Below are 15,694 nucleotides of genomic sequence, written 5' to 3' on the forward strand. Positions count from 1 at the left end.
TGTCCGGATCTCCCGCACGGACGCCTTCGTCGCCGAACTGCGTGACCTCGTGGCCGCGGGCTCGGTACTCACCGACCCCGACGTCACGGCGACCTACGCGAGCGACCAGTCGAGGCTGACCACGTCGGAAACCCCTGCCGCGGTGCTCGTCCCGCGCACGACCGCGGACGTGGCGACGTGCCTGCGGATGGCCGCGCGTCACGGCGTGCCGGTGGTCCCGCGCGGCGCGGGCAGCGGACTGAGCGGCGCCGCGAACGCGTCCGCCGACGGGGTGGTGCTGTCGCTGCACCGCATGGACGCCATCGTCGAGGTCGACACGGCGAACCGCCTGATGGTGGTCCAACCGGGCGCGGTCACCGCCGACGTCCGCGCCGCGGCGGCGCGCGCCGGACTGTTCTACCCGCCCGACCCGGGCAGCGTCGACTTCTGCACCATCGGCGGCAACGTCGCCACCAACGCCGGTGGAATGTGCTGCGTCCGTTACGGAGTCACGGGCGACTTCGTGCTCGGTCTCGAGGTGGTCCTCGCCGACGGCCGGATCCTGCGCACCGGTCGACGCACCGTCAAGGGTGTCGCGGGGCTCGACCTGACGCGCTTGTTCATCGGCTCCGAGGGGACGTTGGGCGTGGTCACCGAGGTGACGCTGCGCCTCGTCCCGGCGCCGCGACCGCCGCACACCATGGTGGCCACGTTCGACCGGTTGACCGACGCCGGTGCGGCGGTGGCGGGCATCGTCGCGGCGGGGGCGACGCCCAGCATGCTCGAGATCCTCGACCGCACCACGGTGCGCGCCGTCGACGAGCTGACCCAGATGGACCTCGGTGCCGACGTCGCCGCCGTCCTGCTCGTGCAGAGCGACCAGGCCGACGCGGCAACGGAACTCGACCGGGTGGCGGCGATCTGCAGCGGCGCCGGGGCCGTCGACGTGGTGTCCACCGACGATCCGGCCGAGGGCGCCATGCTCCTCGAGGCGCGCAGGCAGGCGCTCCCGGCACTCGAGCGTCTCGGTGACTGGCTCCTCGACGACGTCTGCGTGCCGCTGACGGCGGTGACCGCCCTGATCGCCGCGATCGAGGACATCGCCGCCCGCCGCGACCTGACGATCGGCGTCTTCGGTCACGCAGGCGACGGCAACCTGCACCCCACCGTCGTCTTCGACGGCGACCACGAGGCGAGCGTCCGCGCGGCGCGGGCCGCGTTCGACGACATCACCGCCGCGGCCCTCGGGCTCGGCGGCACCATCACCGGTGAACACGGCGTCGGCCGGCTCAAGGCGGGGTGGCTCCGCGAGGAATCAGGACCCGTCGGCATGGACGTCCAGCACGCGATCAAGGCCGCACTCGATCCGCAGCACCTGCTGTGTCGCGAGGGGATGCTGCCCGCGACCTGACCTCGCCGTTCCCCGGCCACCGGCGGGTGGCCGGTCTACCCTTGACGTCGCGGAGTCGAGGCGGAAGGCGCGACAGTGGGCCACTACAAGAGCAACGTGCGCGATCTGGAGTTCAACCTCTTCGAGGTTCTCGACCTGGAGAAGGTGCTGGCAGGCGGGGAGTTCGGCGACCTGGACGGCGACTCCGTCCGGGAGATGCTCGCCGAGGCGGCGCGCCAGGCCGAGGGGCCGCTTGCCGAGTCGTTCGCCGAGGCGGACCGGCATCCGCCGACGTTCGACCCCGACACCCACACCGTGACGCTGCCCGCGGCGTTCAAGAAGTCGTTCCGGGCGTGGCAGCAGGGCGAGTGGTTCCGCATCGGACTGCTCGAGGAGGTCGGTGGCGTGCCCGCGCCGTCGATGGTCACGTGGGCGGTCACCGAGTTCGTCCTCGGCGCCAACCCCGCGGCGTTCATGTACCTCGCCGGGCCGATCCTCGCGAACATCCTCTACCAGGTGGGCAACGAGGAGCAGAAGCGCTGGGCGGTGATGGCCGTCGAGCGTGACTGGGGCGCCACCATGGTGCTCACCGAGCCGGACGCCGGATCCGACGTCGGCGCCGGGCGGACCAAGGCCGTGCCGCAGGCCGACGGCACGTGGCATCTCGACGGCGTCAAGCGCTTCATCACCTCCGGCGACTCCGACGACCTGTTCGAGAACATCGGCCACATGGTGCTCGCCCGCCCGGCCGGCGCCGCACCGGGCACCAAGGGCCTGTCGCTGTTCTTCGTGCCGAAGTTCCACTTCGACCCCGAGACCGGCGAGCCGGGCGAGCGCAACGGCGTCTACGTGACGAACGTCGAGCACAAGATGGGCCTCAAGGTCTCCGCCACCTGCGAGCTGACGTTCGGTGCGCACGACCGGCCCGCGGTGGGGTGGCTCGTCGGCGACGTCCACAACGGCATCGCTCAGATGTTCAAGATCATCGAGTACGCGCGAATGATGGTCGGCACCAAGGCCATCTCGACGCTGTCGACCGGCTACCTGAACGCGCTCGACTACGCCAAGACCCGCGTGCAGGGTGCCGACATGACGCAGATGACCGACAAGGCGGCACCGCGGGTCACCATCCTGCACCACCCCGACGTCCGGCGGGCGCTGCTCCTCCAGAAGTCGTACGCGGAGGGACTGCGCGCGCTGTACCTCTACACCGCCGCGCACCAGGATCCGTCGGCCGCGTCGGTGGTCTCGGGCGCCGATGCCGCACTCGCCGAACGGGTCAACGACCTGTTGCTGCCCATCGTCAAGGGCGTCGGGTCGGAGCGCGCCTACCAGACCCTCACCGAGTCGCTGCAGACGTTCGGCGGATCCGGCTTCCTGCAGGACTATCCGATCGAGCAGTACATCCGCGACGCGAAGATCGACTCGCTGTACGAGGGCACCACCGCGATCCAGGCGCAGGACTTCTTCTTCCGCAAGATCGCCCGCGACCAGGGCGTGGCGCTCGGGCACCTCGCTGGGCAGATCCAGGCCTTCGTCGAGAGCGGTTCGGCGCGACCCGAACTCGCGGACGTGCGGGTGCTGTTGGCCACCGCGCTGGCCGACGTGCAGGCGATGGTCGCCACCCTGACCGGCTACCTGATGGAGTCGCAGCAGTCGCCGCGCGAGCTGTACCGGCTCGGCCTCGAGTCCGTCCGGTTCCTGTTCGCCGTCGGCGACCTGGTGATCGGCTGGCTGCTGCTGCGCGGCGCCGAGGTCGCCCTGCACGCGCTGGACGCGTCGCCGTCCGAACGGGACCGGGACTTCTACGCCGGAAAGATCACTGCGGCACGCTTCTTCGCGCAGAACGTGTTGCCGCGCCTCACCGCCGACCGTGGCATCGTCGCAGCCGCCGACCTGGTGGCGATGGACCTCGACGAAGACGGGTTCTGACGTCGTGGGCCACTACCGGGCCAACGGTCGCGACCTGGCGTTCAACCTCTTCGAGGTGCTGCGCCTCGACGAGGTCCTCGGCGCAGGCGATTACGGCGATCTCGACGCCGGCACCGTGCGCGACATGCTCGACGAGGCCGCCCGCCAGGCCGAGGGGCCGCTGGCCGCCGCCTTCGCCGACGGCGACCGCGACCCGCCGACGTTCGACCCGGCCACGCACTCGGTGTCGCTGCCCGAGTCGTTCAAGGAGTCTGTCCGCGTCTGGCAGCGCGGCGGCTGGACCCGCATCGGGCTGGCCGAGGAGATCGGCGGCACGCCCGCCCCGGCCATGATCCGCTGGGCCATCAACGAATTCCTGGTCGGCGGGCAGCCCGCGGCGTTCTTCTACCTCGACGGCCCGCCCATGATGGACGTGCTCTTCCACGAGGGCAACGCCCAGCAGCGGCACTGGGCCGCGCTGGCCGTCGAACGCAACTGGGGCGCAACGATGGTGCTCACCGAACCCGACGCGGGCTCCGACGTCGGGGCGGGACGCACCCGGGCCGTCGAACAACCGGACGGCACATGGCATCTCGACGGCGTAAAGCGCTTCATCACCTCCGGCGACTGCGACGACCTGTTCGAGAACATCGCCCACCTGGTGCTGGCCCGGCCGGTCGGCGCGGTGCCCGGCACCAAGGGGTTGAGCCTGTTCTTCGTGCCGAAGTTCCTGCCCGACCCGCAGACGGCCGAGCCCGGCGAGCGCAACGGCGTCTACGTCACCGGACTCGAACACAAGATGGGGCTGACCGCGTCGGCGACGTGTGAACTCACGTTCGGCGCCCACGACCGGCCTGCCGTCGGCTGGCTGGTCGGCGACGTGCACAACGGCATCGTGCAGATGTTCAAGGTCATGGAGTTCGCGCGAATGGCCGTCGGCGCCAAGGCGATCGCCACCCTGTCGACGGGCTACCTCAACGCGCTGGACTACGCCCGGCAGCGCGTGCAGGGGTCCGACCTCGTGCAGATGACCGACAAGGCCGCCCCGCGGGTGCCGATCGTCTCCCATCCCGACGTCCGGCGGTCGCTGATGACGCAGAAGGCCTACGCCGAGGGACTGCGCGCGCTGTACCTCTACACCGCCGCGCACCAGGACCCCGTCGCCGCCGGCATCGTCTCGGGCGCCGACGCCGCCATGGCCCACCGCGTCGACGACCTGCTGCTGCCGCTGGTGAAGGGCGTCGGCTCCGAGCGCTCCTACGAGTGCCTCACCGAATGCCTGCAGACGCTGGGTGGTTCGGGCTACCTGCAGGACTATCCGATCGAGCAGTACGTCCGCGACGCGAAGATCGACTCCCTCTACGAGGGCACGACCGCGATCCAGGCGCAGGACTTCTTCTTCCGCAAGATCGTCCGCGACAAGGGGCGGGCGCTCGACCACGTGCTGGGCCGCATCGACGCGTTCGTGACCGACTCGGCCGAGCGCGTGGAGTTGAAGACGGCCCGCATCACGCTGGCGGCCGCGCTGGCCGACGTCCGCGCGATGGTCGCCTCGCTCACCGGCTACCTCGCCGCGTCGAGCGAGGAGCCGCGCGAGGTGTACCGGGTGGGCCTGCAGTCGGTGCCGTTCCTGCTGGCGGTCGGCGACCTGCTGATCGGCTGGCTCCTGCTGTGGCACGCCGACATCGCGCTGACTGCGCTCGAGGCGGCGCCGTCGGATCGCGACGCGGACTTCTACCGCGGCAAGGTCGCCGTCGGACGGTTCTTCGCCGCCAACGTGCTGCCGCGGCTGTCCGCCGTGCGGGCCGTCATCGCCGATGCCGACCTGACCGCGATGGACCTCGCCGAGAACGCCTTCTAGCCCCAGAAACGCCGCGAACGTTGGTTACCGTCACGGTATTTCGGAAAAAGCGTGACGGTAACCAACGTTCGGCGGAGGTTCGTGCGGGGGTGGGGCGCTACTCCGGGGTGTAGCCGAACGGCAGCAGGATGCTCTTCTGCTCGCAGTACGACTCGATGCCCTCCCAGCCGTTCTCGCGACCGATGCCGGAGTTCTTGTAGCCACCGAACGGGGCGCCCGGATCGAAGGCGTACATGTTGACGGCATAGGTGCCCGTGCGGATCTTCGACGCGATCTTCATCGCCTTGTCGTTGTCCTGGGTGTAGACGCTGCCCGCGAGGCCGTAGACCGAGTCGTTGGCGATGCGGATCGCATCCTCCTCGGTCTCGTAGGGAATCACCGCGAGGACGGGACCGAAGATCTCCTCCTGCGCGATCACCATCGAGTTGTCGACGTCGGCGAACACGGTCGGCTCGACGAACCAGCCGCTGTCGAGGCCCTCGGGACGGCCGCCGCCGGTGACGATCCGCGCACCCTCGTCGACGCCCTGCTTGATGTAGCCCTCGACGCGCTCGCGCTGCTTCTCGGAGATCAGCGGGCCGATCATCGCGCCGGCGTCGTCGGAACGCCCGACCGGCATCGCCGCGACGGCCGCCGACAGCTTCTCGACCACCTCGTCGTAGCGCGACCGCGGCGCGAGGATGCGGGTCTGGCCCACGCAGGCCTGCCCGGTGTTCATCAGGCCGGAGAACACCAGCATCGGCAGCGTCGAGTCGAGGTCGGCGTCCTCGAGGATGATCGCTGCGGACTTGCCGCCGAGTTCCAGCGTGCAGGCCTTGAGGTTCTCGGCGGCGATCTTCGCGATCTCCTTGCCGACGGCGCTGCTGCCGGTGAACGTGTACTTGTCGAGTTCGGGGTTCGCGGTCAGCGCCCGGCCCGTCTCCGCGCCGCCCGGCACGACCGACAGCACGCCCTCGGGCAGGCCGGCCTCGGCGAACATCTGGGCCATCGCGAACACCGACAGCGGCGTCTCGGAGGCGGGCTTGAGCACGATGGTGCAGCCGGCCAGCAGCGCGGGACCCAGCTTGTTGGCGGCCAGGAAGAACGGCACGTTCCACGCGGTGACGGCGCCGACGACGCCGATCGGCTCGCGCACGACCATGGTCTGTCCGTAGACCCCGTCGCGGAAGTCGCGCCAGGTGAACTTGTCGGCGGCACCCGCGTAGTGCTGGAACGCCGACATCGCGGCGCCGTACTGCATCATGTCGACGATCGTCGGCGGCTGGCCGGTCTCGGCGCCGAGCAGGAACTTCAGCTCGTCGGCACGCTCCTCCATGATCTTCACCGCGGCGGCGAGCACGTCACCGCGCTCCTGCGGCGACATCTGCGGCCATGGACCCTCGTCGAACGCCTTTCGCGCCGCGGCGCATGCGGCGTTGACGTCGGCCTCCGACGCCAGCGGCACCCTTCCGACGACCTCGTCGGTGGCGGGCGAGCGCACCTCGATGACGTCCGACGTGGACGGCTCCACCCACTTGCCGCCGATGAACAGCTTGTCCCATTCGGTCTTGAACGCCGTGCTCTGTGTCATGTGTGTCACAGTACCGACCGGATCGTGAAACGAGAACCTGTTGCAGTTCGCGGATTCAGGACGGCTGCAACACCAGCACCAGATTGCTCGTGGCGAACTCGCGGAGCAGGGGTGCCCGCACCGTCCACCACGCCCATCGCGGGTGGTAGCGGGGAAATGCGGCGACGAGGGCGCCCGTACTCGCCGCCCAGTCGAGGCCCTCGGCGGCCGAGACCGCGAACAACGACGAGCCGTAGTCGTTCTTGGGTCGGTGGCCGTGTCTGCGGGCGTACCGCTCGGCCGCGCGGGCGCCGCCGAGGTAGTGCGTCAACCCCATCTCGTGGCCGCCGAACGGGCCGAGCCACACGGTGTACGACAGCACCACCAGGCCGCCGGGCCGGGTGACGCGCAGCATCTCGGCACCCAGCCGCCACGGGTCGCGGACGTGTTCGGCGACGTTGGACGACAGGCAGACGTCCACACTGCCGGTCGCGATCGGCAGCGCCGTGCCGGAGGCCCGTACGAAGGTCCCGGCGCCGGGGTCGCCCGCCGGTCCGGCGTGCATCTCGCTGGGATCGGGCTCGACGCCGACGTACCGCAGGCCGGCGCGGGAGAAGGCGCTGGCGAAGTACCCCGGACCGCCGCCGACGTCGAGGACGGTCTGTCCGCGAGGCGCCGCTCCGGTGACGCCGGTCCACAGGTCCTCGACGAGCGCGACGGTGTCGTCGGCCAATGCCCCGTAGAAGCGGGCCGGATCGCTCTGCTCGAAACGGAACTCGCCGAGCAGTCGCACCGACCGGGCGAGGGTGGCGCGCCGGGCGAACGTCGTCAGGGCCTGCACCGGTCGCCTCCATCCGTTGCCGAGTGGCCACTTGTCACGCGGATCTGGGCGGCCAGCGTGCCATAACCGGCCACTCGACGGGCGACTAAGCTGGCTCCTCGATGTCCCCGTCCACCCACGTCAGCCCGCGGCCCGTCCGCTCGGTGCTGCTGCTGTGCTGGCGCGACACCGGGCACCCGCAGGGTGGGGGCAGCGAGACGTACCTGCAGCGCATCGGCGCGCGGCTCGCCGCATCCGGGGTCGACGTCACCCTCCGCACCGCGCGCTACGCGGGCGCCGCCCGCCGCGAGGTGGTCGACGGCGTCGCGATCCATCGCGCCGGCGGGCCCTACAGCGTGTACGTCCTGGCGATGCTCGCGATGCTGGCCGCGCGGATCGGGCTGGGCCCGCTGCGCGCCACCCGGCCCGACGTCGTGCTCGACACCCAGAACGGCATCCCCTTCCTGGCCCGCGTCGCGTTCGGCCGCCGCGCCGTGGTCCTGGTCCACCACTGCCATCGGGAGCAGTGGCCGGTCGCCGGTCCGGTGCTGAGCCGCATCGGCTGGTTCGTCGAATCGTGGCTGTCGCCGCGCGCCCACCGCGGCAACCAGTACGTGACGGTGTCGCTGCCCTCCGCGCGCGACCTGGCCGACCTCGGGGTGCGGCCGGGTGACGTCGCCGTGGTCCGCAACGGCGTCGACGAGGCGCCCGCCGACACCCTGACCTCGCCGCGGGCGAGCACCCCCACCGTCGCCGTGCTGTCGCGGCTGGTGCCCCACAAGCAGATCGAGGACGTACTCGACGCCGTCGCGCGCCTGCTGCCGGACGTGCCGGGGCTGCGGCTCGAGGTGCTCGGCGGCGGCTGGTGGGACGACAAGCTGATTGCCCACGTCGCACGACTCGGCATCACCGACGCCGTCGTGTTCCACGGCCACGTCGACGAGTGGACCAAACACGACGTCCTGCAACGCAGCTGGGTGCACGTGCTGCCGTCGCGTAAGGAGGGGTGGGGGCTCGCGGTGATCGAGGCCGCCCAGCACGCCGTGCCCACCATCGGCTACCGGTCGTCGGGTGGGCTCACCGATTCGATCGTCGACGGCGTCACCGGACTGCTGGCCGACGACGTCGACGACCTCGTCGCACTGCTGCGGCAACTCCTGTCCGACACCGTGCAGCGCGAGCAGCTCGGCGTGAAGGCGCAGCTGCGCAGCGGCGAGTTCTCCTGGGCGCAGAGCGCCGACGCGATGCGGACCGTGCTCGACGCGGTAGTCGACGGGCGCACCGTCAGCGGGCTGGTCTAGCGGCCCCGCGGCGACGCACCGCCCCGACGATCGCACCCACGACCGCCGCGGCGATCGTCGCCAGCCACACCAGGTGCGCCGCGATCAGCAGCCCCCGGTGCGCGGCGGGCGGCTGGTCACCGCCCACCCGGTACAGCACGAGATCGTCGTCCCGGTAGGCCGTCGGCAGGTCCAGTGCCGCGGCACCCGACTCGACCACCACCCAACCCACGCCCGCCCGGGCCAGTGCGTCGGCGTCGGCCCCTGTGAGCAGCAGACGCTGGACCTCGCGGGCCCGCGTCCCCTCGCCGGGGATCAGTTCGCCGCCGATCACCAGGTCGCCGGTGCTGAGCACGTCGGCCGACAGCCAGCGTGGCAGCGGATCGAGAACCGGTGCGCTGCCTGACCATTCGAAGGTCCGCATGCTGTCCGGCGGGAGCACGGCGACGGGCCGCGGATCGGCGTTCACGGCGGCGGCCATTGCGGTCCACCCGGCCGGGTAGTGCACCGCGGTCATCTTGCCGCCGACACCCCAGGCCAGATCGGGCAGCACCGCCACCAGCGCCGCGCAGCACACGGCGCCGGTCGCCACGGCCGGCACCCGGTGCCGCAGCGCGACGGTCGCGGCGCCCGCGGCCACCACGTAGCCGGGGACGGCGAGCGCCACCCACTTCTGGCCGTCCCGCAGCACGCCGAGGCCCGGGACCGTGCGCACGACCGACTCGACGGCCGCCAGCCCCGGACCGGTCGCCATCAGCGCGGGCACGACGACGGCGAGCGCTGCGAGCACCAGCAGCGGGACCGCGCCCGGGCGGCGCAGCGCCGTCGGCACGCCCATCGCCACGACGGCCAGCAGTACGACGGTGGCGAGCACCGCGAACGGCGACGTCCGCGACGACGGGACCGCGTCGGCGTTCCAGATGCCGCCCAGGCCGGCGAGGCTGCCCAGCGTGGCCAGGCCCGGCTCGGCCCGCGCGGCGAACGCCGAGATGCCGACGGCCTGCGACGACGCGAGCGAATCCGCGGCGGTCGACGCCACCAGCCACGGGAGGGCCCCGGCGACCGCGGCGCCCAGCGACACCGCCGCACAGGCCCAGCGGGGCCGCCCGTCACCCGGCGCCGCGCACGACGCCAACGCGACCACCGCGGCGAGCATCAGACCCGTCGGCGTCAGCCCGGCCACGGCGATCGACCCGATCACCGGCCACCAGCCGCCGGTGCCGCTGCGCGCCCGCAGCACGGCCGCCGCCACCCACGGCAGGGCGCCGTAGCCGACGAGCAGACTCCAGTGGCCCTGCAGCAGCCGTTCGGCGACGTAGGGGTTCCAGATCGCCAGCGTCGCCGCGACGAACCGGCCGGGCAGGCCGGCATCGGGGACCACCGTCGCCACCAGGTGCGCCGCACCCCAGCCGGCCGCCCACAGTCCGGCGACCAGGAGCGCCTTGACCACCACGCCGCCGTCGAGGACCGACGACAGCACCGCGACCAGGAAGTCCTGCGGCAGCGCGCGCGGCGCCGCCTCGGACAGGCCGAGCGCGGCGTCGGTCAGGAAGGACCGCGGCGTCGACACCGCGTCGCGCAGCAGCAGGTAACCCGGGGCCAGCAGCGGCCCGGTGATCAGCAGGGTGAGTGCCAGCGCGTATGCCGGCGCCGCCCAACCGCGCCGGATCAGACCGGTCTGTCCGGCGGTGGGTCGGACGACGGTCGCTGGGTGGGCAACTTCTCGGTCTGCGCCTCCGCCGCGGGCATCGGCCCGGTGTCGGTGGGGCGCCGGCCGAAGAAGCCGTGGTCGGCCTCGTCGAGGCCCGGATCGATGAGCGCCGACTCGGCACGCAGCGTGAACGAGCCGAGCAGCACGCCGCCGACCAGTCCGACCAGGCCCAGCGCGGTGAACGTGATGGGCAGGATGCGGCCCCACAGTCCGACGGTGTCACCCTCGTCGCGTGCCACCGCGACCTGCGACTCGACGGTCTCCTCGTTCGACGTCAGCGTGAAGTCGGCGAACGTGACCTCCGGCTTGAGGGGATCGCGGGCGTAGTAGTGGTAGCCGTGGTCCTGCTTCTTCACGATCGTGCCCGACACCGGATCGACCCAGAAGGTGCGCTGAGCGGCGTAGAAGCGGTCCATCGTGACGGGATCGGCGGGATCCTCGGCGGGCACGCCCCACAGCTCGGCGCGCGCGGTGACCTGGCTGTCCTCGTCGTTGTCGTACAGCGACGCGTACGGGATCGGGTCGACGAGCGTGCCGTCGTCGTCGTATCCCACGTTCTGCGTGAAGCGGTAGGTGGTCAGCCCGTTGACGTCTTCTTCGCCCTCGTAGTTGGCGTCGTACGCCTTCTGCGCGATCGGGTCGAAGAAGGGGTACGTCTTCTTCTCCGTGTCGAACGGGAAGCGGTACGACAGCCCGTCGTGGGGCAGCGCGACGTTGGTCGGCGGCGCCTCGTCCTCGATGCTGCGCGGCTTCTGCACCGAGCCACCGGGGTTCGTGTCGCTGGAGACCGCGAGCGCGGACTTGCGGTCGAGGGTGACGGTGTCGACCATCGCGAGCAGGAGACCGTTTTCCTGCTGCTTGTCGGTGCGGCGAAGCGTGTCGCCTACCTGCAGCGTGACCACGTCGGCGTTCGACGGCGCCTCCACGCTGACTTCCTGCTGCATGACCAGCGGGACGTTCTCGTTGACGACGAACTTCTCGGCGACCAGCGAGGCAGGGTCGAACGACGTGCCGGTGCCGTCGCTGACCAGCGTGGCATCGATGTCGAGGGGGATCTTGGCGATCTTGCCCTTGGTATAGGTGGACAGCAGGAGTGCAGCGATGAGGAGGGCAGCACCCAGGCCCATCAGCCCGCACGCCGCGATACGTAGCGCCACAGCGCGGTTCAAACCGTGCTCCTTCTTCACCGGGCGAGCACACCGCTCGACGTCTGCAAGGGCAAACCCGTCTGACCCTAACAGCCCGCACTAAGGGCAGTCCTTACCGGAAGCCCTGCTAGGACTGCGTCGGGCACACTGGGCGCGTGACGAACGGTGGGCAGTCCGCGCAAGCGCGGTTCCAGCGCAGCGACCCGCGAAACGAGGTCAGCGGCACCCGCAGCTTCCTGCCTGCCGTCGAGGGCATGCGCGCCTGCGCAGCCATCGGCGTCGTGGTCACCCACGTCGCGTTCCAGACCGGCCACACCTCGGGGTTCACCGGCCGGGTGCTGGGCAGGTTCGACCTGGCGGTCGCCGTGTTCTTCGCGCTGTCGGGATTCCTGCTCTGGCGGGGTCACGCGGCGGCGGCGCGCGGACTGCGGCACCGGCCCCCCACCGGGCACTACCTGCGCTCGCGCATCGTCCGCATCATGCCCGGCTACCTGGTCGCCGTGGTGGTGATCCTGTCGCTGCTGCCCGACGTCAACGCCGACCTCACGGTGTGGCTCGCCAACCTGACCCTGACACAGATCTACGTGCCGCTGACGCTGACGGCCGGGCTCACGCAGATGTGGAGCCTGTCGGTCGAGGTCAGCTTCTACCTGGTCCTACCGCTGCTGGCGCTGTTCGCCCGCCGGCTGCCGGTGCGCGCCCGCATCCCCGTGATCGCGGCCGTCGCCGTCGCCAGCCTCGGGTGGGGTCTGTTGCCCCTCGACGCGCCGTACGGCGTGAATCCGCTGAACTGGCCGCCGGCGTTCTTCTCCTGGTTCGCCGCGGGCATGCTCGTCGCCGAACTCACCGTCAGTCCCGTGGGCCGGCTGCACCGGTTGGCGCGGCGGCGCGGCCTGATGGCCGCCGTCGTGGTGGTCACCTTCGCGGTGGCGGCGTCGCCGATCGCCGGGCCCGAGGGTCTGACCCCCGGCACGGTCGGCCAGTTCGTGGTCAAGACGGCGATGGGTGCGCTCATGGCCGCCGCGCTGCTCGCGCCGCTGGTGCTCGACCGTCCCGACACCCCGCACCGCTGGCTGGGCAGTCGGGTGATGGTGACGCTGGGCCGCTGGTCGTACGGCCTGTTCGTCTGGCACCTCGCGGCGCTGGCGATGGTGTTCCCCGTGATCGGCGAGTTCGCGTTCAACGGTCACATGCCGGTGGTGCTGGCGCTCACGCTGGTGTTCGGCTTCGCGATCGCCGCGGTGAGCTACGCGCTGGTGGAGTCACCGTGCCGAGAGGCGCTGCGGCGGTGGGAACTTCGGCGGAGGCCGTCGCCGCTGGACAGCTCGGTCACCGACGCGACCGAGCCCGCCCGCGCGCGCTGATCGGGTGGGTGGCGCCCGTATTCCCGCCCAGGGTGGTATCGGCTCTGCCTCCCTGGCGGGGCCGGTCCGCGCTGTGATGGAGTCATGACCACATCTGATCTCCCCGTTGCCCTGGTGACCGGCGCGAACGCCGGCATCGGCCGCCATCTCGCAGAACAACTCGCCGCCGCCGGCGTACGCGTCCTGCTCGGCTCGCGCGACCCCGACCGCGGAAGGGCCGCCGCAACCGAATTCGAGGCCCGCGGGCTCGAGGTCGACCCAGTGACCCTCGACGTCACCGACGACGCGACCATCGCCGCTGCCGTCGCCCGCGTCACCGAGGGATACGGGCGGGTCGACATCCTGATCAACAACGCCGCCATCGTGGGCGACGCTCAACCCCCCACCGCGGTGAGTCGGGCGTCGCTGCTCGAGACGTTCGACACCAACACCGCGGGGGTCACCGCCGTCACCAACGCGTTCCTGCCGTTGCTGCGGGCCTCGGAGCGGCCGCGGATCCTCAACGTGTCCAGCGAATTGGGATCGACCCGGCTGGTCAACGATCCGGACTGGCCGCACTCGGACGTCGCCGTGGCCGGCTACCAGGCCTCCAAGAGCGCGCTGGACATGCTGACGGTGCTCTACGCCAAAGAGCTTGCCGACGAGAAGATCTCGGTTCTCTCGGTGAGTCCGGGATACCGGGCCACGGGGCTGGCCAAGGGCGCTCCCACGCCGGGGGCCGGCGATCCCGCCGAGGGCGCGGCGGCCATCGTGGCCATCGCCCTGGCCGACGAGTGGCGCACCGGCCAGTTCTTCAGCGATCAGGGCGAGGTCGTCGACTGGTGACGACGATGCGCACCTCCGCCCGACCGTGCCACTATCGAGGGATGGATGGACAGGCGGCCGGGCGGTTCCTGCGGGCCGTGCGAGAAGGGCTCGATCCCAGCGACTTCGGGTTCGGCGGCCACGGCAGGCGCACCCCGGGCCTCCGGCGCTCCGAGGTGGCCGAACTCGCGCACGTCTCGGTCGAGCACTACACCAACCTGGAACGCGGTCGCGGCGGCGGCCCGTCCGAGCAGGTGGTCGAGGCGATAGCCGAGGCACTGCGGTTGGACGACGATGCGCGACGGCACCTCTTCCTGCTGGTGGGCCGGGACGTCCCGCGGGGTGCGGAGCCCAGCATGGAGGTGACGCCGAGCGTCGCAGAGCTGGTGCGCGGGCTCGGCACCACCGCCGCGATCGTGCTGAGCGCGCGCTTCGACGTGCTGGCCTGGAACGCCCAGGCCGTGACCCTCCTGGAGGACTTCGGTGCGCTGCCTCCGGGCGAGCGCAACGTCGCACGGCGGCACTTCATGCCGACGGGGAACGTCGTGCAGCACTACGGCATGACCGAGGCGGCTGAGTTCTCCCGCATCGTGGCGGGTCAGTTGCGGGCGACCGCAGCCCGTTACCCCCGCGACCCGAGGACCCGCGAGCTGATCTCGGATCTGCTGGCCGGCAGCGCCGAGTTCGCCGAATTGTGGGACGACGCCACCGTCGTCACCGTGACGCACATGATCAAGCGGCTCGACCACCCCGACCTCGGCGCGTTGACGCTGGCCTGCGACAGCCTCCGGGACCCGCACCGCGACCAGAACATCGTGATGTTCTCGATCGTCGGGTCGACCCCGTCAGTACCCGCCCGTGGCGGCGAAGATGCGCCGCGGATTGTCGACCAGCATCGTGGTGAGCTGCTCGTCGGTCACGCCGCGCGCCCGCAGCGCCGGGATGACGTCGTCGTGGATGTGCAGGTAGTGCCAGTTGGGCATGGCGATCGGAAGCGTCTCCTCGGGTAGCGCGTCGAAGTAGCAGGACGCGTCGTGGGACAACACCATTCGGTCGGCATGGCCGCGCTCGCACATGGTGGCCACCGTCGCGACGCGCTCCTCCGTCGACAGGAACGCGTCGACGCCGAACCGGTCCATGCCGAGGTAGGAGCCCTCGGCGATCAGTTCTTCGAGGTAGGCGATGTCCGTGGTGTCGCCGGAGTGACCGATCACGACGCGGGACGGGTCGACGCCCTCCTCGGCGAAGATGCGCTGCTGGTCGAGTCCGCGCCGGGACGCGGCGTGGGTGTGCGTGGAGATCGGCACACCGGTGTGGCGGTGTGCCTGCGCGACGGCCCGCAGCACGCGTTCGACCCCCGGGGTCAGGCCCGGTTCGTCGGTGGCGCACTTGAGGATCGCGGCCTTGATGCCCGTGTCGGCGACGCCGTGCTCGATGTCCCGGACGAACATCTCGGTCATGATCTCGGGTCCGCCGAGCGGTGCCCCGGGGCCGCGGTAGTGGAAGTGCATCGGCAGGTCGTTGAACGTGTAGAGCCCCGTGGCGACCACGACGTTGAGGTCGGTCCGTGCGGCGATCCGTGCGATGCGGGGGATGTAGCGGCCCAGCCCGATCACCGTGAGGTCGACGATGGTGTCGACGCCGCGCGCCTTGAGTTCGTTCAGCCTGCGGACGGCGTCGGCCTCGCGTCTACCGCCGTCGCCCCAGCCCTCGGGGTAGTTCTGCACGACCTCGGTGGTCATGATGAAGACGTGCTCGTGCATCAGCACGACGCCCAGGTCGCCGATCTCTATCGCGCCGGCCGCGGTGTTCACCGTCTGCATCGCTGCTCCCGTCGACCATCGCGATGCTACGGCCGAATCCGGCTCGGCCGTGAG

11 protein-coding genes and 1 pseudogene are annotated in these 15,694 nt (G+C 71.2%); 7 read left to right on the plus strand and 5 right to left on the minus strand.

The annotated features are described in order from the left end of the window. The first annotated feature begins 7 nt into the window (after window positions 1-7). The 3 genes from AC1MEY_RS25355 to AC1MEY_RS25365 all read left to right on the plus strand — a co-directional run bounded on the left by AC1MEY_RS25355 (window position 8) and on the right by AC1MEY_RS25365 (window position 5,141). Complete coding sequence (locus AC1MEY_RS25355) at window positions 8-1,390, plus strand: FAD-binding oxidoreductase (protein ID WP_480231667.1); 1,383 nt, start codon at window positions 8-10, stop codon at window positions 1,388-1,390. A gap of 75 nt (window positions 1,391-1,465) precedes the next feature. Continuing rightward, window positions 1,466-3,301 (plus strand): acyl-CoA dehydrogenase, encoded by a 1,836-nt coding sequence (locus AC1MEY_RS25360; protein WP_480228106.1) that lies wholly within the window; start codon window positions 1,466-1,468, stop codon window positions 3,299-3,301. A 4-nt stretch (window positions 3,302-3,305) separates the two neighbouring features. Then, window positions 3,306-5,141 (plus strand): acyl-CoA dehydrogenase, encoded by a 1,836-nt coding sequence (locus tag AC1MEY_RS25365; protein WP_480231668.1) that lies wholly within the window; start codon window positions 3,306-3,308, stop codon window positions 5,139-5,141. Between the two features lie 97 nt (window positions 5,142-5,238). Here the strand turns inward: AC1MEY_RS25365 and AC1MEY_RS25370 are convergent, their stop codons facing one another. Together AC1MEY_RS25370 and AC1MEY_RS25375 are read right to left on the minus strand one after the other, a co-directional pair. Next, the gene (locus tag AC1MEY_RS25370) at window positions 5,239-6,711 is read right to left on the minus strand and encodes an aldehyde dehydrogenase (RefSeq protein WP_480228107.1); all 1,473 of its coding nucleotides are present in this window, start codon (window positions 6,709-6,711) and stop codon (window positions 5,239-5,241) included. 55 nt (window positions 6,712-6,766) lie between these two features. Then, window positions 6,767-7,531, minus strand: a complete 765-nt coding sequence (locus AC1MEY_RS25375) for a class I SAM-dependent methyltransferase (RefSeq protein WP_480228108.1) — start codon at window positions 7,529-7,531, stop codon at window positions 6,767-6,769. A 101-nt stretch (window positions 7,532-7,632) separates the two neighbouring features. Here AC1MEY_RS25375 and AC1MEY_RS25380 point away from each other — a divergent pair, with 101 nt between their 5' ends. After that, window positions 7,633-8,811, plus strand: a complete 1,179-nt coding sequence (locus AC1MEY_RS25380) for a glycosyltransferase family 4 protein (RefSeq protein ID WP_480228109.1) — start codon at window positions 7,633-7,635, stop codon at window positions 8,809-8,811. Here AC1MEY_RS25380 and AC1MEY_RS25385 read toward each other — a convergent pair. Beyond that, entirely contained in the window at window positions 8,795-10,462 is a 1,668-nt protein-coding gene (locus AC1MEY_RS25385) for an MmpA family trehalose lipid delivery protein (protein ID WP_480231669.1), read from the minus strand. The genes AC1MEY_RS25380 and AC1MEY_RS25385 overlap by 17 nt on opposite strands. After that, window positions 10,459-11,670 (minus strand): cell envelope lipid trafficking protein PgfA, encoded by a 1,212-nt coding sequence (gene pgfA, locus AC1MEY_RS25390; RefSeq protein ID WP_480228110.1) that lies wholly within the window; start codon window positions 11,668-11,670, stop codon window positions 10,459-10,461. The genes AC1MEY_RS25385 and pgfA overlap by 4 nt, the downstream gene beginning before the upstream one ends. Before the next feature lie 233 nt (window positions 11,671-11,903). Between pgfA and AC1MEY_RS25395 the strand changes: the two genes are divergently transcribed. The 3 genes and pseudogenes from AC1MEY_RS25395 to AC1MEY_RS25405 all read left to right on the plus strand — a co-directional run. Continuing rightward, window positions 11,904-13,013 (plus strand): acyltransferase family protein, encoded by a 1,110-nt coding sequence (locus AC1MEY_RS25395; RefSeq protein ID WP_480231670.1) that lies wholly within the window; start codon window positions 11,904-11,906, stop codon window positions 13,011-13,013. Between the two features lie 84 nt (window positions 13,014-13,097). Further along, window positions 13,098-13,838 (plus strand): SDR family NAD(P)-dependent oxidoreductase, encoded by a 741-nt coding sequence (locus AC1MEY_RS25400; protein WP_480228111.1) that lies wholly within the window; start codon window positions 13,098-13,100, stop codon window positions 13,836-13,838. A gap of 41 nt (window positions 13,839-13,879) precedes the next feature. Further along, a pseudogene (locus AC1MEY_RS25405) lies at window positions 13,880-14,587 on the plus strand (helix-turn-helix transcriptional regulator); the annotation flags it as partial. Between the two features lie 75 nt (window positions 14,588-14,662). Here the strand turns inward: AC1MEY_RS25405 and AC1MEY_RS25410 are convergent. Then, window positions 14,663-15,640 carry a phosphotriesterase family protein gene (locus AC1MEY_RS25410; protein WP_480228112.1) on the minus strand — a complete coding sequence of 326 codons (978 nt, stop codon included), beginning with the start codon at window positions 15,638-15,640 and terminating at the stop codon, window positions 14,663-14,665. Window positions 15,641-15,694: the final 54 nt, after the last annotated feature.

It is taken from the genome of Mycobacterium sp. PTI7 (assembly GCF_056679845.1).

Excerpts from the sequence above, each read along its gene's own strand:
- AC1MEY_RS25370 (WP_480228107.1), bottom strand. The coding sequence starts at position 6,711 with ATGACACAGAGCACGGCGTTCAAGACCGAATGGGACAAGCTGTTCATC.
- AC1MEY_RS25380 (WP_480228109.1), top strand. The coding sequence starts at position 7,633 with ATGTCCCCGTCCACCCACGTCAGCCCGCGGCCCGTCCGCTCGGTGCTG.
- AC1MEY_RS25395 (WP_480231670.1), top strand. The coding sequence starts at position 11,904 with ATGCGCGCCTGCGCAGCCATCGGCGTCGTGGTCACCCACGTCGCGTTC.
- AC1MEY_RS25400 (WP_480228111.1), top strand. The coding sequence starts at position 13,098 with ATGACCACATCTGATCTCCCCGTTGCCCTGGTGACCGGCGCGAACGCC.
- AC1MEY_RS25410 (WP_480228112.1), bottom strand. The coding sequence starts at position 15,640 with ATGCAGACGGTGAACACCGCGGCCGGCGCGATAGAGATCGGCGACCTG.